22 protein-coding genes are annotated in these 20,991 nt (G+C 72.4%); 14 read left to right on the forward strand and 8 right to left on the reverse strand.

Translation table 11 applies throughout. From position 1 onward, the window contains the following. The first annotated feature begins 37 nt into the window (after positions 1–37). From ACFY3C_RS08995 to ACFY3C_RS09015, 5 genes are read left to right on the forward strand one after another with little or no spacing between them, the layout of a single operon-like run. Positions 38–403: a hypothetical protein gene (locus tag ACFY3C_RS08995; RefSeq protein ID WP_386577312.1), complete on the forward strand. Its 366-nt coding sequence runs from the start codon at positions 38–40 to the stop codon at positions 401–403. Next, entirely contained in the window at positions 400–1,365 is a 966-nt protein-coding gene (locus tag ACFY3C_RS09000; protein ID WP_390770297.1) for an FAD:protein FMN transferase, read from the forward strand. Before ACFY3C_RS08995 ends, ACFY3C_RS09000 begins: the two co-directional genes overlap by 4 nt. Then, entirely contained in the window at positions 1,362–2,048 is a 687-nt protein-coding gene (locus ACFY3C_RS09005) for a ferric reductase-like transmembrane domain-containing protein (RefSeq protein ID WP_390770298.1), read from the forward strand. The genes ACFY3C_RS09000 and ACFY3C_RS09005 overlap by 4 nt, the downstream gene beginning before the upstream one ends. Next, positions 2,045–3,376, forward strand: a complete 1,332-nt coding sequence (locus tag ACFY3C_RS09010; RefSeq protein ID WP_390770299.1) for an NADH-ubiquinone oxidoreductase-F iron-sulfur binding region domain-containing protein — start codon at positions 2,045–2,047, stop codon at positions 3,374–3,376. Before ACFY3C_RS09005 ends, ACFY3C_RS09010 begins: the two co-directional genes overlap by 4 nt. Continuing rightward, positions 3,373–3,585: a ferredoxin gene (locus ACFY3C_RS09015; protein ID WP_390770300.1), complete on the forward strand. Its 213-nt coding sequence runs from the start codon at positions 3,373–3,375 to the stop codon at positions 3,583–3,585. Before ACFY3C_RS09010 ends, ACFY3C_RS09015 begins: the two co-directional genes overlap by 4 nt. A 42-nt stretch (positions 3,586–3,627) precedes the next feature. Here the strand turns inward: ACFY3C_RS09015 and acsA are convergent, their stop codons facing one another. Then, a complete protein-coding gene (gene acsA, locus ACFY3C_RS09020) occupies positions 3,628–5,451 on the reverse strand; it encodes an acetate--CoA ligase (protein WP_390770301.1) in 1,824 nt (607 codons plus the stop codon). 281 nt (positions 5,452–5,732) lie between these two features. Here acsA and ACFY3C_RS09025 point away from each other — a divergent pair, with 281 nt between their 5' ends. The 7 genes from ACFY3C_RS09025 (at position 5,733) to ACFY3C_RS09055 (ending at position 11,910) form a co-directional block, all read left to right on the forward strand. Then, positions 5,733–6,908, forward strand: coding sequence for a 4Fe-4S dicluster domain-containing protein (locus ACFY3C_RS09025; protein WP_386577306.1), 1,176 nt, complete (start codon positions 5,733–5,735; stop codon positions 6,906–6,908). After that, positions 6,905–7,363: a Crp/Fnr family transcriptional regulator gene (locus tag ACFY3C_RS09030; RefSeq protein WP_386577305.1), complete on the forward strand. Its 459-nt coding sequence runs from the start codon at positions 6,905–6,907 to the stop codon at positions 7,361–7,363. The genes ACFY3C_RS09025 and ACFY3C_RS09030 overlap by 4 nt, the downstream gene beginning before the upstream one ends. After that, the gene (locus tag ACFY3C_RS09035) at positions 7,360–8,178 is read left to right on the forward strand and encodes an FAD/NAD(P)-binding protein (RefSeq protein ID WP_390770302.1); all 819 of its coding nucleotides are present in this window, start codon (positions 7,360–7,362) and stop codon (positions 8,176–8,178) included. The genes ACFY3C_RS09030 and ACFY3C_RS09035 overlap by 4 nt, the downstream gene beginning before the upstream one ends. Before the next feature lies 1 nt (position 8,179). Continuing rightward, positions 8,180–9,061, forward strand: coding sequence for an oxidoreductase (locus ACFY3C_RS09040; protein WP_390770303.1), 882 nt, complete (start codon positions 8,180–8,182; stop codon positions 9,059–9,061). Next, positions 9,058–10,404, forward strand: coding sequence for a Ni/Fe hydrogenase subunit alpha (locus ACFY3C_RS09045; protein WP_390770304.1), 1,347 nt, complete (start codon positions 9,058–9,060; stop codon positions 10,402–10,404). The genes ACFY3C_RS09040 and ACFY3C_RS09045 overlap by 4 nt, the downstream gene beginning before the upstream one ends. Continuing rightward, positions 10,401–10,907: a hydrogenase maturation protease gene (locus ACFY3C_RS09050; protein WP_390770305.1), complete on the forward strand. Its 507-nt coding sequence runs from the start codon at positions 10,401–10,403 to the stop codon at positions 10,905–10,907. Before ACFY3C_RS09045 ends, ACFY3C_RS09050 begins: the two co-directional genes overlap by 4 nt. 139 nt (positions 10,908–11,046) lie before the next feature. After that, on the forward strand, positions 11,047–11,910 hold the full coding sequence (locus ACFY3C_RS09055; protein ID WP_390770306.1) for a universal stress protein: 864 nt from the start codon (positions 11,047–11,049) through the stop codon (positions 11,908–11,910). A 51-nt stretch (positions 11,911–11,961) separates the two neighbouring features. On the opposite strand, the gene ACFY3C_RS09060 is transcribed toward ACFY3C_RS09055, so the two are convergent. Both ACFY3C_RS09060 and ACFY3C_RS09065 read right to left on the reverse strand, forming a co-directional pair. Beyond that, positions 11,962–14,418, reverse strand: coding sequence for a SpoIIE family protein phosphatase (locus ACFY3C_RS09060; RefSeq protein WP_390770307.1), 2,457 nt, complete (start codon positions 14,416–14,418; stop codon positions 11,962–11,964). Between the two features lie 229 nt (positions 14,419–14,647). Then, entirely contained in the window at positions 14,648–14,848 is a 201-nt protein-coding gene (locus tag ACFY3C_RS09065) for a hypothetical protein (RefSeq protein ID WP_389173305.1), read from the reverse strand. A 212-nt stretch (positions 14,849–15,060) separates the two neighbouring features. On the opposite strand from ACFY3C_RS09065, the gene ACFY3C_RS09070 reads away from it, so the two are divergent. Then, entirely contained in the window at positions 15,061–15,504 is a 444-nt protein-coding gene (locus ACFY3C_RS09070) for a universal stress protein (RefSeq protein WP_386577297.1), read from the forward strand. A 242-nt stretch (positions 15,505–15,746) separates the two neighbouring features. Here ACFY3C_RS09070 and ACFY3C_RS09075 read toward each other — a convergent pair whose 3' ends face one another. From ACFY3C_RS09075 to ACFY3C_RS09090, 4 genes are all read right to left on the reverse strand, one after another. After that, positions 15,747–16,205 carry a cyclic nucleotide-binding/CBS domain-containing protein gene (locus ACFY3C_RS09075; protein ID WP_390770308.1) on the reverse strand — a complete coding sequence of 153 codons (459 nt, stop codon included), beginning with the start codon at positions 16,203–16,205 and terminating at the stop codon, positions 15,747–15,749. A gap of 15 nt (positions 16,206–16,220) precedes the next feature. Continuing rightward, the gene (locus tag ACFY3C_RS09080; protein ID WP_390770309.1) at positions 16,221–17,210 is read right to left on the reverse strand and encodes an Acg family FMN-binding oxidoreductase; all 990 of its coding nucleotides are present in this window, start codon (positions 17,208–17,210) and stop codon (positions 16,221–16,223) included. Between the two features lie 40 nt (positions 17,211–17,250). Further along, complete coding sequence (locus ACFY3C_RS09085) at positions 17,251–18,132, reverse strand: universal stress protein (protein ID WP_390770310.1); 882 nt, start codon at positions 18,130–18,132, stop codon at positions 17,251–17,253. Positions 18,133–18,307: 175 nt separating this feature from the next. After that, on the reverse strand, positions 18,308–19,687 hold the full coding sequence (locus ACFY3C_RS09090) for a nicotinate phosphoribosyltransferase (RefSeq protein WP_390770311.1): 1,380 nt from the start codon (positions 19,685–19,687) through the stop codon (positions 18,308–18,310). A 185-nt stretch (positions 19,688–19,872) separates the two neighbouring features. Between ACFY3C_RS09090 and ACFY3C_RS09095 the strand changes: the two genes are divergently transcribed. After that, positions 19,873–20,295: an Hsp20/alpha crystallin family protein gene (locus tag ACFY3C_RS09095; RefSeq protein WP_390770312.1), complete on the forward strand. Its 423-nt coding sequence runs from the start codon at positions 19,873–19,875 to the stop codon at positions 20,293–20,295. 68 nt (positions 20,296–20,363) lie between these two features. Here the strand turns inward: ACFY3C_RS09095 and ACFY3C_RS09100 are convergent, their stop codons facing one another. Next, positions 20,364–20,984 carry a V-type ATP synthase subunit D gene (locus ACFY3C_RS09100; protein ID WP_386577290.1) on the reverse strand — a complete coding sequence of 207 codons (621 nt, stop codon included), beginning with the start codon at positions 20,982–20,984 and terminating at the stop codon, positions 20,364–20,366. Positions 20,985–20,991: the final 7 nt, after the last annotated feature.

Raw genomic sequence — 20,991 nt, forward strand, 5'->3', positions numbered from 1 at the left:
GCCGATCCGGGCCGCCGAATCACCAGGAGCCGCTGCCATGGCACCCTCACCCGACGACTTCGACCACTCCCTTCCCCTGGACGGTTCACCCCGCGCGCGTGATCGCGGACTGCGACGGACCCGCCGCCTCACCCGGTGGCTCGCCGTCACCGCCGTGGCCGCGACGGCCGCCCTCGGCGGCCTCTACACCCACCTGATTCCCGGGAGTTCACCCTCCCCAGCGCCCTCCACCCCATCCGGGCAGAGCCCGCCGACGACGTCCGTCACAACCAGGGAAGACGACGAGGAGGGCGCTTCGGACGACGAGGAGGCAGCGGCCGTCACGGGGCCCGCGCTGCAGGCCCCGGCCCAGCCGCCCGCCTCCACCCAGCAGAAGCCGCACACCACCACGGGGGCGTCATGACCACGCACATCCCGAAGCCGTCACCCGCCGAGGTCAGCTTCCCGGCCCTCGGCACCACGACAGCACTGCTCGTCACCGAGTCAGCTGCCCTGCCCGCCGCGGAAGACATTCTGCGCGCCGAACTGGCCGCCATCGACCGCACGTGCAGCCGCTTCCGCTCCGACTCCGAACTGACCCGGATCAACCTCGGCGCGGGCACTGCGACGACGGTCAGCGAAGGCTTCGCCGAGGCCCTCCTGGCCGCTCTGCGGGCCGCAGAACTCACCGATGGCGCCGTGGACCCGACCGTCGGCCGCGCGATGGCCGGACTCGGCTACGACCGCACATTCGTCTCCGTGCGCCCCGACGACGTCCGGCCACTGCCACCACCCCGGCCCATCCCCGGATGGCGCCGGATCGCCTTCGACCCCCGCACCCGACGGCTGCACCTGCCCCCGCACACCCACCTCGACCTGGGCGCGACGGCCAAGGCCCTCGCCGCCGACCGCGCCGCCCGCAACGCCGCCGCGGCCACCGGCTGCGGCGTCCTGGTCAGCCTCGGCGGCGACCTCGCGACCGCCGGACCGGCACCCGAACACGGCTGGCGCATCGCCCTGGCCGACGACCACGCCCGACCCGCCGCAGGCCACGGCCCCGCCGTCGCCCTCACCGGCGGCGCACTGGCCACCTCCGGCATCCGTGTGCGCACCTGGCGACGCGCCGGCCGCACCCTGCACCACATCATCGACCCGGCCACCGGCGAACCGGCCGCCCCCGTCTGGCGCACCGTCACCATCGCCGCCGCCACCTGCGTGGACGCCAACACCACGAGCACGGCGGCGATCGTGCTGGGCGAGAGGGCCCTGGGCTGGCTGCGCGGCACCGCGTTGCCCGCCCGGCTGGTCGGCCTCGACGGCCACGTCGTACGGCTCGGCGGCTGGCCGCCCGACGCCGACGCTCCCGCCCCAGGGGGTTCGCGATGACAACCCTGACCCTCACCGGCAGCCCCCTGTGGTACGCCAGCCGCGCGGGCGGCACCCTCGCCCTGGTCCTGCTCACCGCCACCGTGGCATTCGGCATCGCCTCCGGCGGACGCGCCGCGCCCCGCCGCATCGGCCGCTTCGAGATCGGCCTCCTGCACCGCAACCTGTCCCTGCTCACGCTGGTGTTCCTCGCCGTGCACATCGTGACCGCGGTGCTCGACCCGTTCGTCCACCTGGGGTGGGCGGTGTCCGTCGTGCCGTTCGGGGCGTCGTACCGACCGCTCTGGCTCGGGCTGGGCACCGCCGCGCTCGACCTGCTGCTCGCGGTGATCGTCACCAGCGCCCTGCGACAGCGCCTGGGTGTGCGCCGCTGGAAGGCCGTGCACTGGCTGGCGTACGCGGCCTGGCCGCTCGCTCTCTTCCACGGCGTGGGCACCGGCACCGACACCCGGCTCCCTCTCCAACTGTGGCTCTACGCCGGATGCCTCGGCACCGTGGTGGCCGCCGTGTGGTGGCGGTCGGCCAAGGCCGGCCCAGGTCGCCTCACCGGGCGCCTGCTGGCCGCCACAGCCGCGACCGCCGTACCGGTCGTACTCGGCGCGTTCCTCGCCACCGGCCCCCTGCAGCCCGGCTGGGCCCAGCGCGCCGCCGCCACGACGATCCTCCTGGGAGGCGGACGGTGAACTCCTCAGCCACAGCACCCCGCACGCCCCTCCACCGCTCAGCGGCTCCCGGCGAAGCCCGGCTGCTCGCGGACTGGTACGCCACAGGACGGTCGGCCACCCTGAACGACCACCTGACGCGCTACGGGCCACCCCCTGTCACCGCCGCGCTCGGCAGCCGTAGGTCAATGCCACTGGTGGAGGCCGTCGAGGCGGCCGGACTCACCGGGCGCGGCGGCGCGGGCTTTCCCACCGCCCGCAAGCTGCGCGCCGTCGCGGAACGCCGTGGCCGCGCCGTGGTCGTCGTCAACGCCATGGAGAGCGAACCGGCCAGTCGCAAGGACCAGTTCCTCATCGCCGTCGCACCCCACCTCGTGCTCGACGGCGCCGTACTGGCCGCAGCCACGGTCGGCGCGGACACCGTCCACGTGTGCCTGCCCCGCGACCGCACCACTCAGTACCGCCAATTGAGCGCGGCCCTGCACGAGCGCCGACGCACCCGCCTCGACCAGGTCCACCTGCATCTGCACGCTCTTCCCCACATCTACGTCTCCAGCGAGTCGACCTCTTTGGTGCGCTGGCTGGGCGGAGGCCCGGCCCGCCCGCAGGGCAGCCCGCCGCGCACCCACGAGCGCGGCGTCGACCGGCGCCCCACGCTCGTCAACAACGCCGAGACCCTCGCCCACCTCGCCCTCATCGCCCGCCACGGACCCGACTGGTACCGGCAGGCGGGCACCCCGAACGAGCCCGGCACCACGCTCGCCACCGTCTCCGGCGCCGTCGCCGCTCCGGGTGTCCTGGAGGCAGCGCTCGGCACACCGATCACCACGATCCTCGGCCGTGCCGGAGGCCCTACCGAACCCCTGCGGGCGATCCTGCTCGGCGGCTTCGCCGGCACCTGGCTCCCGACGGCACATCTGGACACGCCCCTCGCCCGACGCGACCTCGCCCCGCTGGGCGCCGTCCCCGGCGCCGGGGTCCTCATCGCGCTGCCCCGAGCAGCCTGTGGGCTGAGCGAGACAGCCCGGATGCTCGCCTACCTGGCCGCCCACAGTGCCCGGCAGTGCGGGCCCTGCCGTCTTGGGATGCCGGCCGTGGCCGAGGACTTCGCTGTGCTGGCCGCTGGACGTGCCGACCCCGGCCTGCTGTCCCGCCTGCGCCGTCGCACCGGTCTACTGCCCGACCGCGGTGCCTGCCGCCACCCGGACGGTGCCGCCCGCCTCGCCGCCTCCGCCCTGCACGTCTTCGCCGACGACGTCGATCACCACCTCACCCACGGCCCCTGCCCCGCCACCCACCAGGCACCCGTCCCCGTACCACCCGCAACGCCCCCGGAGACATGGCGATGACCAGCGCCCGAAGCCTGCGCATCAACCGCATCACCTGCACCGGCCAGGGCCTGTGCGCCGAACTCCTCCCCGAACTGATCGACCTCGACGAATGGGGCTACCCCATCCTGAAAGACCGAGCGGTACCCGACCAGCTGCGCACCCACGCCCGCCGAGCCGTCGCCGCCTGCCCCCGCCTGGCCCTCCACACCGACCGGGGCCGAGCGTGACCAGCAATCCGGTCCAGGGCCGGCAGGCTGAAGTCGACCGCCTCATGCCGACGCCTCCGATGTGTCCTGGGCGGAGCCGACCCGTTCCAGGGTGGAGATGTCGCCCTCGGGCAGGCCGAGTTCACGCGCTCGCAGCAGGCGGCGCATGACCCTTCCACTGCGGGTGTGGGGCAGGTGCTGGTCGAAGGCGATCTCACGTGGTGCCACGGCCGGACCGAGTCGGCGCCTGGCGAAGGCCAGCAGCTCCTGCCGGGTCTGCGTGGTCGCCTCGAAGCCCGGCCGCAGCGTGACGAACGCCTTCACGATGCTCCCGGCGACGGGGTCGGGCCGGCCGATCACCCCGGCCTCGGCCACCGCCGGGTGCTCCATCAGGGCGCTCTCGACCTCGAACGGCCCGACGAGTTGTCCCGCCGACTTGAACACGTCGTCGGCGCGCCCGACGAACCAGTACCAGCCGTCCGTGTCGCGTCGTACCAGGTCGCCCGTGAGGTACCAGTCGTACGCGAAAGCCGCAGCGGTGCGAGGTTCGTCGTGCAGATAGCCGCGGAACATGGACGGCCAGCCGATCCGGAGCGCCAGTTCGCCCTCCACGCCGGGCTCCTCCACGACGGTGACGCGCCCCTCGGCCCGCTTCGCCCGGCCGTCCTCCCCGCATCGCAACACCGCAGCCTCCACGCCGGGGAGCGGACGCCCCATCGACCCGGGGCGGATTTCACCGGCGGCGAAGTTCGCGATCATGATGGCGCCGGTCTCGGTCTGCCACCAGTTGTCGTGCACCGGCAGTCCGAGGACGTCCCTGCCCCAGAGCACGGCCTCCGGATCGAGCGGCTCACCGACGGATGCGATGAACCGCAGTGCGCTCAGGTCGAACGAGCGGGGCAGATCGTACGGCCCTGAGCGCGGCGTCGTCCGCATCAGCATCCGCAGCGCCGTCGGCGCCGTGTACCAGACACTGACCCGCTGGTCGGCGAGGATCCGGTACCACCGGCGGGCGTCGAAGTCGCCCTCGTCGACCACGACCGTGACCCCGTGCATGAGCGGCGCGACGATCCCGTAGGACATGCCGATGTCCCAGCCCGGATCCGCGGTGCACCAGAACACGTCGTCCGCGTGGAGATCGAGCGCGTAGAGCGCGGTCGTGTAATGGGCGACGGCAGCCTCGTGCACGTGCACGGCGCCTTTGGGGGTGCCCGTCGTGCCGCTGGTGAAGTGCAGCAGAGCCATGTCGTGGGGTGAGGTCGGCGGAATGGTGAAGGTGTCGGCCGCGTCGTCCATCAGCGCGCCGAGGGAGACGGTGCCGGGCAGCTCGTCCGCGCCCTCGCCGACGATCAGCACGTGCCGCAGGGCGGCGAGTCTCTCGCGTTGCCCGGCGACCTTCGTGCGGTACAGCTCCGCCGTGGTGACCAGTACCTGCGTGTCGCTCAGCGTCAGGCGCATGGCGACCGGTTCCGGTCCGAACGCGGAGAACAGTGGGCACAGCACGCTGGTGTTCTTGAGCGTGCCGAGAACCACGGTGTACAGCTCGGGGCAGCGGCCGAGCAGTGTCGCCACCCGGTCGCCGTGGCCGATGCCGAGGGCCCGGAGCACGTTGGCGAACCTTGCGGTGGATCGGGCCAGCTCCCCGTACGTCACACAGGTCACGGAGTCGTCCCGCCCGACACAGCGCAGCGCGACGGCCGCGGCGCGGTCCGAAGCCGCGTGCCGGTTCACGGCCTCGTGCGCGATGTTCAGGCCCCGCCCGTCGGGCAGCCCCTGCAGGTGGGCGCGTGCCTGAGACCAGGCGAAGCCCGCACAGACCTTCTCGTAGTCGCCCAGATTCGGCTCGACGCGAGGCGGAACGTCCTTCCGGACCGTTTCCGATCGCATGGCGGCCACCTTCCTCCCGGCTTTCTTCGACGATCTGTCGGGAATGCTTCGCATGCACTGGGCCGAACGGCCCCCGCGTGTGGCCGTCGAGGCCTATGAGGCCCCGGACAGCCGGGGGCGCCGACCCGAGTGGGCCGAGTGGCAGGAGACGAAAGAACCCGAGGCTGTGGCCCGCATGGCCCTACTGGTGTGGTGCCGGACCGGAAATCCTGCGTTCGTGGACTGCATGAGGCACCGCCGATGTCCCATCTGCCCGAGGCGGTGCTTGAAGGAGAACGGCCATGACTGCGGACCCTGACGTGAACGCCGCGTCTCCTCCCGCGTCCAGCGGGCTGGTGATGGGCAAGGACGGCATGCTCGCGCTGGTGGAAGTGTTGTCCCGGCGCGGTTTCACCGTGGTCGGCCCCACCGTGCGGGACGGCGCGATCGTGCTGGCGGAGCTGGAGTCGGCCGACGAGCTGCCGTACGGGTGGGGCGTGGAACTCGAAGCCGGGACGTATCGGCTGCGGGAGCGGGCCGACGGCGCCGCCTTCGCGAACGCGGCGGGCCCCCAGTCGTGGAAGCAGTTCCTGCACCCGGCGAAGGTGCGGCAGTGGCGTGCCGACCGCGTGGGCGAGGACATGGTGTTCACGGCAGAGGAGACCTCGCCGCCGCGGTACGCCTTCCTCGGGGTGCGTCCCTGTGATGCGCGGGCCATCGCCGTCCAGGACCGGGTGCTCACCGGAGGTGCCCACCGCGACCCCGAATACCGGGGGCGGCGTGCGGGAGCGCTGCTCATCGCGGTCGAGTGCACGGAGCCCGGCGGCACCTGTTTCTGTGTCTCGATGGGCACGGGACCCGCTGCCCCTCCCGGCTGCGACCTGGTGATCACCGAGGTGGTCGATGACGACGGTCACCGCTTCTGGATCCGCGGCGGCAGTCAGGAAGGCGACGAGATCCTGGCCGAACTGCCCGTCCGCCCGGCCGACCCCGCCACCTGTGCGGCGGCTCGCGCAGGCGTCGCCGCCGCTGCGGACCGGATGGGACGGACCATGCCCGAGGCGGACCTGCGGGAGCTGATGGCCGGCACGCTCGACGCCCCCCGTTGGGACGACGTCGCCGGGCGCTGCCTGTCGTGCGGCAACTGCACCATGGTGTGTCCCACCTGTTTCTGCACCACGACCGAGGACGTCACCGATCTCACCGGTGACCACGCGGAGCGGTGGCGGCTGTGGGACTCCTGCTTCGACCTCGACTTCTCCCACCTGCAAGGCGGCCCCGTCCGTACCTCCCCGCGCAGTCGCTACCGGCAGTGGATGACCCACAAGCTCGGCACCTGGTACGACCAGTTCGGCTCCTCGGGCTGCGTGGGCTGCGGCCGCTGCATCGTGTGGTGCCCGGTCGGCATCGACATCACCGAGGAGGCCGCCGCCCTGCACGACTGGACGCGGTCCCGACCATCAGGAGAGGCACCATGACCGGGCTGCCACCACCTCTGGACCTCCTCTCGCCCGCTCAGCGCGAGCGGTTGCTGGCCGTCGGGTTCGACGTGGCGTTCCCGGCCGGCACCCGCCTGTTCGACGAAGGAGGGCATGCCGACCGCTTCTGGCTGCTGCGCAGTGGCGAGGTCGCCCTCGACATCTGCGTTCCCGGCAGGCAGCCGGAGGCTCTCGTGGAGACGCTCGGGGCAGGTCAGCTGCTGGGCTGGTCGTGGACCTGTCCGCCGTACCGCTGGCACCTCGGTGCACGGACGGTGACCGCGGTGGAGGCCACGGAGTTCCCTGCCGCCGACGTCCTCGCCCTCTGCGCTGCCGACCCGGAACTCGGATACGCCCTGATGCGCCGCTTCACCGAGGTGGTCGCCGAGCGGCTGCAAGCCACCCGCATCAGGCTGCTGGACCTCTACGCACCCCACGGGAGTGGTACGCCGTGAGCACCGTGACGCCGCCCCTGCCCTACCGGGTGGCCGGGATCCTGGCGGAGACCTCCGACGTCCGTTCGCTGGAATTGGTTCCCGTCGGCAGGGAACTCCCGCCCTTCTCACCCGGCCAGTTCGCGATGATCTACGCGTTCGGGGTCGGTGAGGTGCCGATCTCGGTCAGTGCCCTGCGCGGCCCCCGCGGGGGAGTCGTGCACACCGTCCGTGCGGTGGGCGCGGTCTCCGCCGCCCTGTACGGGCTGCGCCCGGGAGACACCGTCGGGTTGCGCGGGCCGTTCGGCACCGGCTGGGATCTGCACGCGGCAGCCGGCCAGGACGTGCTGGTGGTCGCCGGGGGTATCGGGCTCGCGCCGCTGCGACCGGCGGTCCACGCGGTCCTGGACCAGCCGGCCGCCTACGGCCGGCTCGGGGTCCTGGTGGGCACCCGTACCCCTGGCGACCTGATCTACCGAGAGGACATCGAGCGTTGGCGCGGCGGGGCCGAGGTGGGGGTGACCGTCGACCGCCCCGGCCCGGGCTGGCACGGCTCGGTCGGGGTCGTCACCGCCCTCCTCGACGCGTTCGCCCTCAGGCCGGACCGGACCCACGCGCTGGTGTGCGGGCCCGAGGTGATGATGCGCCACACCGCACGTGCCCTGATGGGCCGAGGCCTCGCCGCGCACCGCGTTCAGGTGTCGCTGGAACGCAACATGCGGTGCGCCACCGGCCATTGCGGCCACTGCCAGCTCGGCCCGCTGCTGCTGTGCCGGGACGGACCGGTCGTGCGCTACGACCGCGTGGAACCCCTGCTGGCCGTACGGGAGCTGTGAGATGGAAACCGACCGAGGGCCGGCCGACGCCCACCTCCTGCCCACGCTCGCCGTCTGGAAGTTCGCCTCCTGCGACGGCTGCCAGCTGACCCTCCTCGACTGCGAGGACGAACTGCTCGGCCTCACCGAGCAGGTACGGATCGAGCACTTCCTGGAGATGTCCGGCGCCGAGGGCCCTGGCGGGGCGCGGGCGGAGCTGGCCGGCCGGGGACCGTACGACCTCTCCCTCGTCGAGGGCTCGATCACCACGGCCGAGGACGCCGAGCGCATCCAGCACATCCGGCGCATCTCCCGGCACCTGGTGACGATCGGCGCCTGCGCCACCGCGGGCGGCATCCAGGCGCTGCGCAACTTCGGGGACGTCGACGAGTTCCGCGCCGCGGTCTACGCCCGTCCGGACTACATCGCCACCCTGGAGACCTCGACTCCGATCTCGGCACACGTACCGGTCGACTTCGAACTCCGGGGCTGCCCCATCGACCGCCGTCAGCTCCTGGAGGTCATCACCGCCCACCTGGCCGGACGCAAACCCCAGGTCCCCGCCCACAGCGTCTGCTTCGAGTGCAAGAGGCGTGGCACCACCTGCGTCACGGTCGCCCACGGCACCCCCTGCCTGGGCCCCGTCACCCACGCCGGGTGCGGTGCCATCTGCCCCGCCTACGGCCGCGGCTGCTACGGCTGTTTCGGGCCGACGGAGCGGCCCAACCTGCGGTCCATGATCGCGCAGCTGCGGCGCGACGGAATGAGCGAGGTGGACATCCTGCGTGTCTTCCGCACTTTCAACGCCGCCTCGCCGGAGTATGCCCCCGTAGCGGATCTCGCGGCCGAGGAGAAGGAAGCCCCTCGGGCAGAAACAGAGGACAACCCGGAAAGGCCCGCATGAGCCATCGCGGAACGCGCGTCCTGCGGCTGGACGCACTGGCCCGGGTGGAAGGCGAAGCCGCCCTGCGCCTGCGCGTGCAGGAGGAGACGGTCACCGAGGCACGGCTGCGCATCTACGAACCGCCCCGGTTCTTCGAGGCCTTCCTGATCGGGCGCGCTCACACCGAGCCGCCGGACATCACCGCCCGCATCTGCGGCATCTGCCCGGTCGCCTACCAGATGAGCGCCTGCCGGGCGATCGAGAACGCCTGCGGTGTCACCGTGGACGGGCCTCTCGCGGAGTTGCGCCGCCTGTTGTACTGCGGTGAGTGGATCGAGAGCCACACCCTGCACATCTACCTGCTGCACGCCCCCGACTTCCTGGGCCGGGCCGATGCAATCGAACTCGCCCGCGACCAACGAGCCGCCGTCGAGCGCGGTCTGCGGATCAAACAGACCGGCAACGCCATCCTCGAACAGCTCGGCGGACGCCCCATCCACCCGGTCAACGTCCGCGTCGGCGGCTTCTACCGCACACCGGCGCCCGAAGAGCTGCGGCCCTTGGCCGAACGGCTGCGGCAGGCCCGGGACGACGCACTGGAGACCGTCCGCTGGGTGGCGGCGTTCGACTTCCCCGACGCGGTAAGCGAGCATGACCTGCTCGCGCTGCGAGACCCGGGCCGCTACGCCATCGACTCCGGCACACCGGCGGTCGTCGCCACCGTCGGCGGGACGCCGGAGCCCCACGAGTTCCCGGTGTCCGACCTCGAACAGCACGTGCACGAGGAGCAGGTGCCGCACAGCACCGCTCTGACCGCCGCGCTCGACGGCCGCCGCTACCTGACCGGCCCACTGGCCCGCTACGCGGTGAGCGGCCGGTGGCTGCACCCGGCGGCGGCCGAGGCCGCCAGGGACGCCGGGCTGGGCGATCCGGTGGCCGGGGACATCTGCGACAACCCGTTCCGAAGCATCGTCGTCCGCGCCGTGGAAGTGGTGCAGGCTGTCGAGGAAGCGCTGAGCATCATCCAGGACTACGAACGACCGCCACGGCCGGCACTGGACGTCGTCCCGCGCAAGGCAGTGGGCACCGGAGCGACCGAAGCACCGCGCGGACTGCTGTACCACCGCTACGCCCTCGCCGAGAGCGGCACGCTCACCGCGGCCCGCATCATTCCGCCCACGGCCCAGAACCAGACGGCCATCGAGGAGGACGTCCGCCGGGCCGTCCAGGCACGCCTGGACCGGCACGGACCCGCCGCCGACGACGAGGAACTCACCCGCTTGTGCGAGCGGACCATCCGCAACCACGACCCCTGCATCTCCTGCGCCGCCCACTTCCTCGACCTGACCGTGGAACGCGCATGACCGGCCGGATCGTGGTGATCGGAGTGGGCAACCCCCTGCGCGGTGACGACGGAGCGGGGCCGGCGGTGGTGGAGGCCCTGCGAGGCCGTGTTCCCGACGACACCGTGCTGGCGGTCAGTGACGGCGAACCCGGCCGGATGCTCGAACTGTGGCGCGGCGCGGACACCGCGGTCGTGGTGGAAGCCCTGCGCCTGCATGAGCCCAGGCCGGGTGAGCTGCACACCCTGACAGCGACGGAGGCGGCCGGCCGGGCGCGGGGTACGGCGAGTACGCACGCCCTGGGCCTGGGGGAGTGCCTCGCCCTGGCGGAAGCCCTCGACCTGCTTCCGCGGCAGGTCGTCGTACATGCCGTGGAGGTGGCCCACGTCGAACTCGGCGCGGGGCTGAGCGAACCGGTGCGGTCGGCCCTCCCCGAACTGATCGAGCGCACCCGCGTCTCCGTACGACAGGCCCGCGAAGGCGACCACCGGCATCGGACGCCGGGCGGTGCGGCTCCACCGTGACCGGCTGCGGCGTGGATGGACGAGCGATGGTCCTATGGCCCCCGGAAGGGGCCGAAGGGCCCCTCGTGCCCCGGTGAGGGAGGGTGCGACGGTGAAGTCGTCCCATGCGCTCCAAGCCCCGTGAAAGGCGGTGGGGACGATGACACTTCCTCTGGTCGCAGGCATCGACGGATCGGACTCGAGTCTGCTCGCCATCGACTGGGCCGTGGACGAAGCAGGCCGCCATGGTGTTCCCCTCAGGCTGGTCTACGGCTCCCTCTGGGAGCGATACGACGGTGCCCTGCCGTTCACCGGCCTGGGGCGTCCCTCCGAGCAGGTGCTGGCGGAGCACATCGTGGCTTCCGGCGCTGAGCGCGCCGCGCGGCGCAACCCTGATGTGAAGGTCACCACCGACGTGATCCCGGACGATGCTGTCTCCGCCCTCGTGCGCGAGGGGGATGGTGCGTTCGCACTGGTGACGGGGTCGCGTGGTAGGGGTGAGCTCAAAGGACTGCTGCTTGGTTCGGTCGGGCTGGCCGTGGCGGGCCGGGCCCGTGGCCCGGTGATCGTCGTCCGAGGCGACCAGGCGGGCATCACCGGCACACATGAGCGGATTCTGTTGGGGCTGGGGGACGCCGACACGGCCGTCGAGGCCGTTCGGTTCGCCTTCCGCGAGGCCGAGGTGCGCGGTTGCGTCCTGGACGTGGTCCGGGCCTGGCGCAGCCCCGCCCGCCTGAGCCGCCACGCCGAGGAAGCGGCGAACACTCCCGAGGAAGAGGCCTCCGCACTGCTTGACGGGCTGCTCGCAGCAGCGATCGCCGAGCATCCGCAGGTACGTGTGCACCGTACGACGCTCGAGGGGCCGGCCGGCAAGGTCCTCATGAACCGGTCGGCAGCCGCCGACCTCGTGGTCGTCGGGTCCCGGCCCAGGACGGGCCATGTCGGGCTCCAGCTCGGCCGCGTCAGCCACACCCTTCTGCACCATGCCCTGTGCCCGGTCGCGGTCGTGCCGCAGAGGCTGTGAGGTGGTGAGGATCCCCGGGAGAGAGGCGAGCGGGGGTCGGCCGGACCGTGGTCAGCCGTCCGGCGTGACGGGCACGGCGTCTCCCGGATGCCCGGGCAGCTGCTGCTCGGCCCAGATGGTCTTGCCGCGGCGGGTGTGGCGGGTGCCCCAGCGGTCGGTGAGCTGGGCGATGAGCAGGAGTCCGCGGCCGCCCTCGTCGGTCGTCCGCGGATGGCGCAGATGGGGTGCGGCGCTGCTGCCGTCGGTGACCTCGCAGATCAGGGTGCGGTCCCGGATGAGACGTACCTGGATCGTGCCCGGGGCGTACCGGATGGCGTTGGTGACCAGCTCGCTGACGATCAGCTCCGTCGTGAACGCCAGCTCGGACAGCCCCCAGCTGGTGAGCTGGCGGTCGGCCAGGGTGCGGGCGGTGGCCACGATCGCGGGATCGCTGGGGAAGGTCCAGGAGGCGACCTGGTCGTCGCGCAGGACTCCGGTCCTGGCGAGAAGGAGCACGACGTCCTGCACGGTTCGTCCGGACAGCTGTGCGTAGATCACCGCGTCGCACGCCTCGCGCACGCACGCATGCTGCTGGGCCAGGACGTGCTGTACTCGCGCGACGCCTGCGTCCTCGTCCGGCGACCGGCGGACGAGCCCCTCGGTGTAGAGAGCGATCAGGGTCCCTTCCGGCAGGAGTGTTTCCCAGGTCTCGAAAGGCAGCCCGCCGCCGCCCAGCGGCGGTCCGGCGGGCGCGTCGGCCGGCGCCACGTGCCCGTCGGGGTGGGCGAGGAGCGGTGCCGGATGCCCGGCGCGGGCAACGACGAGACGCCGGCTCACCGGGTCGTAGACCGCGTAGGCACAGGTGGCGGTGGTGGGCTGACCGTCCAGTGGGTCGTTGGCGGCGGCCGGACGGCCCTCCTCGGCGAGCCGGACCATGAGGTCGTCCAGGTGCGCCAGCACCTCGTCGGGGGTCAGGTCCAGGGCGGCCAGGCTGTGGGTCGAGGCGCGCAGTCGGCCCATGGTGGCCACGGCACGCATGCCGTGTCCCGCCACGTCCCCGACCACCAGTGCGGTCCGTGCGCCGGACAGTGGGATGACGTCGTACCACGGGACGTCGTGCCACGGGCCGCCGGCGTGCCCCGGCACATAGCTGAACGCCGCCTCGACGGCGTTCTGGGCGGGGAGCCGACCCGGCAGCAGACTGTTCTGCAGGACGAGGGCGGCGGTGCGCTCGCGTGTGTAGCGGCGGGCGTTGTCCAGGCCCAGGGCGGTGTGCGCGGCGAGTTCGCCGACGATGGTCAGGTCGTCCTCGTCGAAGGGCTCGGACGTCACGGAACGGTAGAAGCTGGCCACCCCGAGCACGACGCCGCGGGCGGCCAGCGGCACGACCATCATCGAGTGCACTCGCGCGGCGCGCATGCGGTCCGCCCGGAGCGGATCGTGCGCCAGCCAAGTGTCGTCGTCGCTGACCTTCCGGATCAGACGGGGGCGCAGGTCGGCCAGGCATTGGGTGAGCGGTGTCGGGAAGCCGTAGGAGGCCTTCTCGCCGGTGGCGTATGCGGGCTGAAGACCGGAGGCCTCGGTCGCACGGAACGCGGTGCGCCGGAACGTGACCTCGGCGGGCACCGGTCCGGGCTCGGGCGCCTCGCCCCGGTAGACGGAGTCGAGCACGTCCACGCTGACGGCGTCGGCCACACGACCCACCACGGTCTCGGCCAGTTCCTCCGCGGTACGGGCGAGGTCCAGGGTCGTGCCGATGCGCATGCTGGCGTCGTTGAGGAGTTCCAGGCGCGCCCGGTACCGGTAGCGCTCCGTGACGTCGATGGCCAGGCTCGCCACCCCCAGGGGTTCTCCGGCGCGATTGCGCAGCCGGAAGGCCGACAGGGAGAAGATGTGTTCTCTGCGCGGATCGGCGGGTGGATACCCCGGCTGGACGAAGTCGATGGCCGGCTCCCCCGAACTCAGGATGTGCCGCAGCAGGTGCTCGACGGTGTCGGTCACCAGGGTGGGCGAGACCTCGCGCGCCGGTCTGCCGACGACGTCCTCGGCGCGCACGCCGCGCATGCCGGGCGAGGCGGTGTTGAACCGCACCAGACGCAGGTCGGTGTCGAGGACGTGCAGTCCGATCGGTGACTCGGTCAGCAACGCGTCCAGCACCGCCCGGTCGAAGTCGCCCGGATCCGAGCCGCGCGTGGCGGTGAGGAACACCGCCCAGCTCACCGGGCCTTCGGGGCCGATGTGCGGGCACATCCACCACTCGGTGTCGACCGGCAGGCCGGACCGGTCCCGCAGCCGCACCCGGCAGCCGCCGTTGACGGGCGGCGCCTGGGGAGCGCCTCCCTCGCCGCCCGGCTCCGGCCGGACGAGGAGCGACGACAGCGGTCGGCCCACCATCTCTCCGGACCGGTGGCCGAGCAGTGCTTCGGCCTCTGTGCTCCAGTCGGTGATCACACCGTCGGCGTCCAGGAGGACCCTGGCCTGCGATGCCGCCGACGCCTCACCGCCCGGGCCCTTGTCAGAAGTGGTCATGGCAACCCTCCCGCCCCCGGAGGTCTGCGGCGTCCGCTCGGTAGGCACCGCCCCACCGAGGACCGGTCCGGGCCGGTGCCCTTCCTTCAGGGTGGCAGGCGACCGGGCCGCCCGGCATCTCGAGCTTCGGGCCTCCGGCGCGCCCGGGACCCGCGCGGCATTTCGCTTGGGGATCGGGTCCGGGTGTCCCGCCGTTGGACGCGCGTTTCGCGGGGCGCGTCCGTCGAATTCAGCCGAACAGACTCTGCACCCGGATCGTCTCGACACGCCGCCATGTACCGCCAGGGAGCAGCAGCCAGTCGCCGTCCTTGCCGCGGCCACTGCGACGGCCCGAGCCGCCCGTCGCCCGCGCGGCTGCGCCCCGCGACGGCAGCCGGGTGCTGCCGCAGCCGTGTTCAGCCACCCGCTTGGCTCGCCTGCGCTTGCTCATTCGTCGCTTCCATCTGCCGGGTCGCGGTCCTGATACGCCCAGCATCGCTCAGGTGGCACGGCTCCATCCGATCACCTGCACATGTCCGGTGGAGCACAGCCGTGTCATACGCCCGGATCCGTATCTCTCGCGGGGCGGCGATGCCTCGCGCAGCGTAGAGGCGAAGGGACGACCGTTAGAACGGCGTGCGGGCCGTAGGAGAGGTGGGACAGATGGACACGGATGTCTCCGGGCCGAGGGTCGTCGTCGGCGTCGACGGATCGACGTCCTCGTACGCGGCCCTTCGGTGGGCTGTTCGCTACGCAGGCCTGGTGGGCGGCACCGTGGACGCGGTCGCGGTGTGGGAGCTGGCGGGCCTGTACGGCTGGTCGGCGCCCGCTGTGGACCTGGATGTCGACGAGGACGATGCCCGGCAGCGCATGCGGCAAGAACTGACCGATGTGCTGGGCGCGGACGCGGCCGGGGTGGTCAGGACACACGTGGTGCACGGCAACCCCGCCGACGTCCTGCTGCGGGCTGCCGAGGGAGCAGAGGTCCTGGTGGTGGGCAGCCGGGGGAGGGGCGGATTCGCCCGCGCGCTGCTCGGTTCCGTCGGCCAGCACGTGTCGCAGCACGCGAACTGCCCGGTCGTGATCGTGCGCCCCGATCCGTCGTGACCTGGGATGGGGCGTGATCATCGCGGTGTCCGCCACCGCCCTCGACAGTGACTTCCAGATGCCGAACCCGACACCACCGACCAGCCCGGCCGCCGCTACAGAGGGCGTGGACCGGGAGGGCGGCGGTGTGCGGGGAGACGTGCACGGTGGTTGCCATTATGTGAGGGCGTTTACGCAGGCGCCGGTAGGTGATGCCAAGCCGGCCGCCGGGTTTCAGTCAGATCGCTCCCCGCTCGGCCGGTTCAGGGGGCATTCCGGTCTGCCACCGCCGAGGGCGGCCCCGGCGGCTCCTGGAGCACGCTCCAGGCGACCGGTCCGAGCAGGTCGGCCAGCCGCCGGAAGAGGTCCAGGAACAGATCGTCGACCGTCAGTACCCCCACCACGCTGCCCGCGTCGAGGACCGGAAGGCGGCGCACGCCGGTGCGGCGGAACGTCCGGTAGGCCACCTGGAGGTCGTCGTCCGCGTCGACCGTGGCCACCTCAGCCGACATCACCATGTCCACCGGTGCCTCGCACCCCAGGCCACCACCCAGGCCACGTACGGCGAGGTCGCGGTCGGTGACGATGCCGCGCAGTACTTCGCCCTCGACGACGAGGACGGAGCCGACGGCGGACTCGGTCATCCGCCGGGTCACCTCGAGCAGCGGTGCATGAGGCGCGACGGACACCGGCGGCGCGGTCATGACCTCGGAAACCTTCATGCGACCAGACCTGCCTCAGGCGATGTCGAGTACGTCGGCCACCGGTCGCCGCGGGCTCGCGGGGCCTTCGGGGCCGTAGCCGAGCCGGAGCACCATCTGCACGTGGGCCATGGCCGAGAACGGGTCGCGAGCCACCCACCGGAATTCCGGCCACTCCAGGGGCTGGGAGGTCATCGAGGCGACCAGCCCGTCCGCTGTGGCCTGGAGCAGGACACGCTCCAGTGCCTGGCCCGCCAGCAGCCAGTCGCCGGGCCCGTCGTGGCCCGTGCCCAGCAGGGCGATGTGCGGGTGCTTCTCGAAGGGCGCCCAGCTACGCCCTGGCATCGGACGGCCGAGGGCGAAGTCGCGCACGGGGGCTGTGGTGCCGTGCTGGCGAGGGCCGAACGCCTCCGCGGGGATGCCGTCGGGTGCGCCTACGACGTCCGATGGTTCCGTACGCGTCCACTGCGCCGTTTCACTGAGGATGCCGGGGTCCGTGGCCTGCCGGCCTTCGGCATCCTGTACCAGTTCCAGAATCTCCCGCACGTGCCAGGCGCCGGGGAACACCAGCTGGGCGCCCTCGGCATGAGCCGCGTCGCACAGCCGCTCCACCACGGCGGCCGGGATCTGCTCGTCACGGAAGGGGAAACGGCTGGAATGACGGCGGGAGATCGCCGGGTACAGCCGGGCGAGTGCCTCGTCGGGTGACGCGGAGCCGCGCAGACCCACCTCGGCGAGCAGCTCCGCATCGTCCGGGTCGGGCAGCAACCGCACGGCCGGTGTCAGCCCCTTCGCGGCGGCGGCCACGCGCAGGTTGAGGAGCGCCGCGCCGCAGCCGAGGTGCAGGCCCCGCCTGTCCGGATCGATGTGCGGCAGGGTTCGCTCCAGGTCGGCGTACACGCGCAGGACGGCGCTGTCGCGCAGAAAGCGGAACCTCCACGGCTGCGCGTTGTGCTGCGAGGGTGCCGCCGCGGCCTCCGCCACCAGCTCGGAGACGACGTTCACGTCCATGGGTTGTGCAGTCACGGTGGCTTCCCTTCTCCGCAGGGGGATGGCGACCTGGGCCTCACGTCGGCCTCGACGGAACGGCGATGACGGGGCAGCGGGCGTGGTGCAGCACGCCCTGGCTGACCGAGCCCAGCAGCATGCCGGTGAAACCTCCGTGACCCCGGGTTCCGACCACCAGGCCCAGCGCATGGGCGGAGGCGTCGGTGAGCACCTGAACGGGATGGCCGACGACCAGCTCGTGGTGCAGGTCCACCTCCGGGTAGCGGTCGTGGCGGCCGGCTACGGTCTCGGAGAGCAGCCGGCGGGCCTCCTGCTGCGGGGCGTACTCGTCGAAGATCCGGAGCCGACCGGGCTCCCAGACGTAGAGGGCCCGCAGCTGGGCGCCGTGCAGAGCCGCCTCCTCGAAGGCCACGTCGACCGCGGCGGCCGAGTGTTCGCTGCCGTCGACGCCGACGACGTAGTACGCGGGCTCCTGCGTGGTGTGCTCGGGCTCGGGGACGACGATCACGGGGCAGCGCGCGTGGGCCATGACCGGGACGGCGACCGAGGCGGAGCCGAACACCTCCTGGGCCCGGCTCAGATGTCGCGAGCCCAGCACGACGGCCGTGGCGTCACGGCTCTGCTCACGCAGCACCCACACGGGGTCGCCCTCCGCGAGCAAGGTGTCCACCTCGACCTGCGGGTGCCGTGCCGCGACGAAGTTCGCGGCGTCTTCGAGCACCTGCTTCCCGGCCTCGTGCAGCGACTCGTTCCATCCCTCCCAGGACGGCGGGACCTCCCGCCCCCGGTAGCCCCTGGTCGGCACGCCCTCGACGTGGACGGGCCGCAGCGGCAGTCGACGGCGGGCGGCCTCGTCCGCCGCCCAGGCCAGCGCCGTCCGCCGGCTGGGATCGGGATCGACGCCCACCACGATCGGGAGGCGATCACCGGGCCGTGACATGACGGCCTCCAGCCATCTCGTTCGTCCTTGTCGGTGCGGGAACGGACATCTCGCTCGCCTCCTCCCGGCGGTGCCTCGGAGCGGCACCGCCGATCTCATGGAAGACCTGACGCGGTCCGGGATCCAGGGGCCATTGGTCCTCGCCGCGTCCCTGTCGGCCCCACCGCACGGCCGTTCATGGTGCGCCGGCCGGCAGTGTCCAGGGGCGCGTGGCAGCGGTGCGGTGGTCCGGACGGAACCGTGCCTCGATGTCCGCACGTACCGTGGCCGTCAGCTCCTGCAGAGCGCGGGACGTGACCGGTCCGACCGGTTCGGGGTCGTAGATCCGCCGCGCCGTGCCGGGCAGGCCGGCAAGGTCCTCACGGAACCGGTTGCGGGCGTCCTGCCAGCGGTCCGGCGGCCCTGTCCGGCGGCCGTCGCGCATCACCGTGCGCAGCAGCGGCCGTGCCGAGCCAGGGGGTTCCTCCCGCCACAGGCCGATGACGTCGGGCTGCCCGGCCCGGCGGAAGACCTGCTTGCGGCCCGGGGCCGTGACCTTCGCCGAGGACAACTTCATCACCGGGCGGCCGTCGTACTCGACGAGCTTGTACGCGACGTCCAGGTACGGGGCGTCCGCGGCCACACCGACGCGCGTTCCCACGGCGTACACGTCGATCGGGGCACCGGCGCGCACCAGCCTGGCGACGCCGTACTCGTCCAGTCCGCCGCTGGCCACGATCCGTACGTCGGGCAGCCCCGCGGTGTCCAGAAGGGCGCGTGCCCGGCGCGAGAGCACGTCGAGGTCTCCGCTGTCCAACCGGATCGCGCAGCCGGGACCGCGCCCCAGGTCGCTCAGCACCCGCGCCGCGATCCGCACGCCCTCCTCGGTGTCGTAGGTGTCGACGAGGAAGGTGACCGGGCCCGGATGACAGCGCGCGAAGGCCCGGAAGGCTTCTTCCTCGCCGGGGAACGCCTCGATGTACGAATGCGCCATGGTGCCCGAGGCCGGGATGCCCAGAGCGGTGGCGGCGGCGACGTTGCTGGTGCCGGCGAAGCCGACCAGGGCGCCGAGCCGGGCCGCGTGGTAACCGGCCCAGGGGCCGTGGGTGCGGCGCAGCGAGAAGTCCACCACGGGGCGTCCGGCCGCGGCCAGGACACAGCGGGCCGCCTTGGAGGCGACGACCGTCTGGTGGCAGACCTGGTTCAGCAGGTACGTCTCGACGAGCTGGGCCTGCGGCAGCGGCGCGGTCACCTCCAGCAGCGGCTCACCGGAGAACACCGCACGACCCTCCGGAACGGCGCGCACCTCGCCCTCGAAAGCGAGGCCGAGCAGTGGTTCGAGGTCCCGGACAGGGCGGTGCAGCGCGTCCGCGAACACCTCGACGTCCTCCCGCTCCACGCGGAGGCCGGCCAGGAAGTCCAGGGCGGGCTCCAGCCCTGCGGCGACCAGGAAGCCCCGGCCGGGCGGAAGGTCGCGGACGAAGAGGCTGAAGGTGGCCGGGGCCCGCATGTGCTCCCGCAGGTAGGACATGGCCATGGTCACTTCGTAGAGATCGGTGGTCGTGACGTCGGACATGGTGATCGCCGCCGAGTGTGGTAGTCCCTTTGTCCACCAGTCTGATATCCACCAGTCTGACCGCATACGCTGAGAAGGGGACTTCAGGGACCCCTGGCATGGGCTGTTCGGCCTCAGCAGTCCGGGCCCGTGCGCGCTGGACTGGAGGTGTCGGCCGGCCGGACAACAGCCGAGGAGGTACGGCGATGGCCACACTGGCACGTAGGCAGAGGTTCACGTTCCCGGAGATGCCGGACTGGTTCGAGAACCTTCCGGCCCGGTTCGCGATGCCCGGGATGGGCGACCTGTACACGGTCCGGATCGAGGACTTCACGGAGGATGACCGCTACGTCATGCGAGCGGAGCTTCCGGGCATGACCCCCGAGAACATCGACGTCTTCATCAGCGAGGGTGTGCTGACGGTCCAGGCCGAACGCACGGAGAAGGACGTCGCGAAGGACCACAGCGAGATCCGGTACGGCGCGATGAGCCGCAGCGTGACGCTGCCGCCGGGCGCCGACGAGGACGACGTCAAGGCGGACTACACCGACGGCATGCTCACCGTCAGCGTCGGCCTGGGCGCCGAGAAGGCGGAGGCCAAGCACGTCGAGATCAAGCACGGCAACTGACGACAGTTGATGGCATGTGGCGGGCTCCGGTGCGGGCCCGCCACCGTCGTGCGCTTCTCGTGCCGCCGTCACCGGGCCCCGTGGGAGGCGGCCCAGCGCCGTCGCACCGCTTCCTCGTGTTCGGTCTCCTCCAACGCCAGCTCCAGGGCCGCCAGTTCGCGCCGCAGCCGGGGGATCCAGTGTCGGCGCAGGGCGCGCGCCCGCTGCCGGGTCCGTCCGGCTTCGGCGGCGAGCAGTTCGGCGGCTGCCCGGTGAGCGGCGTACTCCGCGGCGGCGCGCACCGCGGCCCGGTAGGCGGTCTCGGCCTGCGCGAGCGCGGTGTTGGGCGGTGTCGGCTCCGCCGGGGAGCGAACGGGGGCCGTCCAGGCCACGGCCGCGGGGTGGCGTACGCCCATCAGCGCGGCCCACTCGACGTCGACGCGCGCCCGGCCTGCGGGCAACGCCTGGGCCAGCGCCTGTTCGCCGCCGAGGAGCACCCCGCGCACCAGCCAGGTGTCGGCCCGGGCCAGCTCTTCCCGCCACGCCGAGCCCGCGTCCTCTGCCGCCCGTCGTTCCGCGCGCTCCCGGTCAAGCAGTAGGCGGAGTTTGCGTTCCAGCAGGTCAGCTCCGCGCAGCGCGGTGGCGAGGTTACGGCGAAGCCGCAGCCGCCCGGCCCGTCCCGGCGGCACCCGGCGCCCGTGCGCGCTCACGTTGCCA

It is taken from the genome of Streptomyces sp. NPDC001410, from assembly GCF_042895235.1.
Lineage (GTDB): Bacteria > Actinomycetota > Actinomycetes > Streptomycetales > Streptomycetaceae > Streptomyces.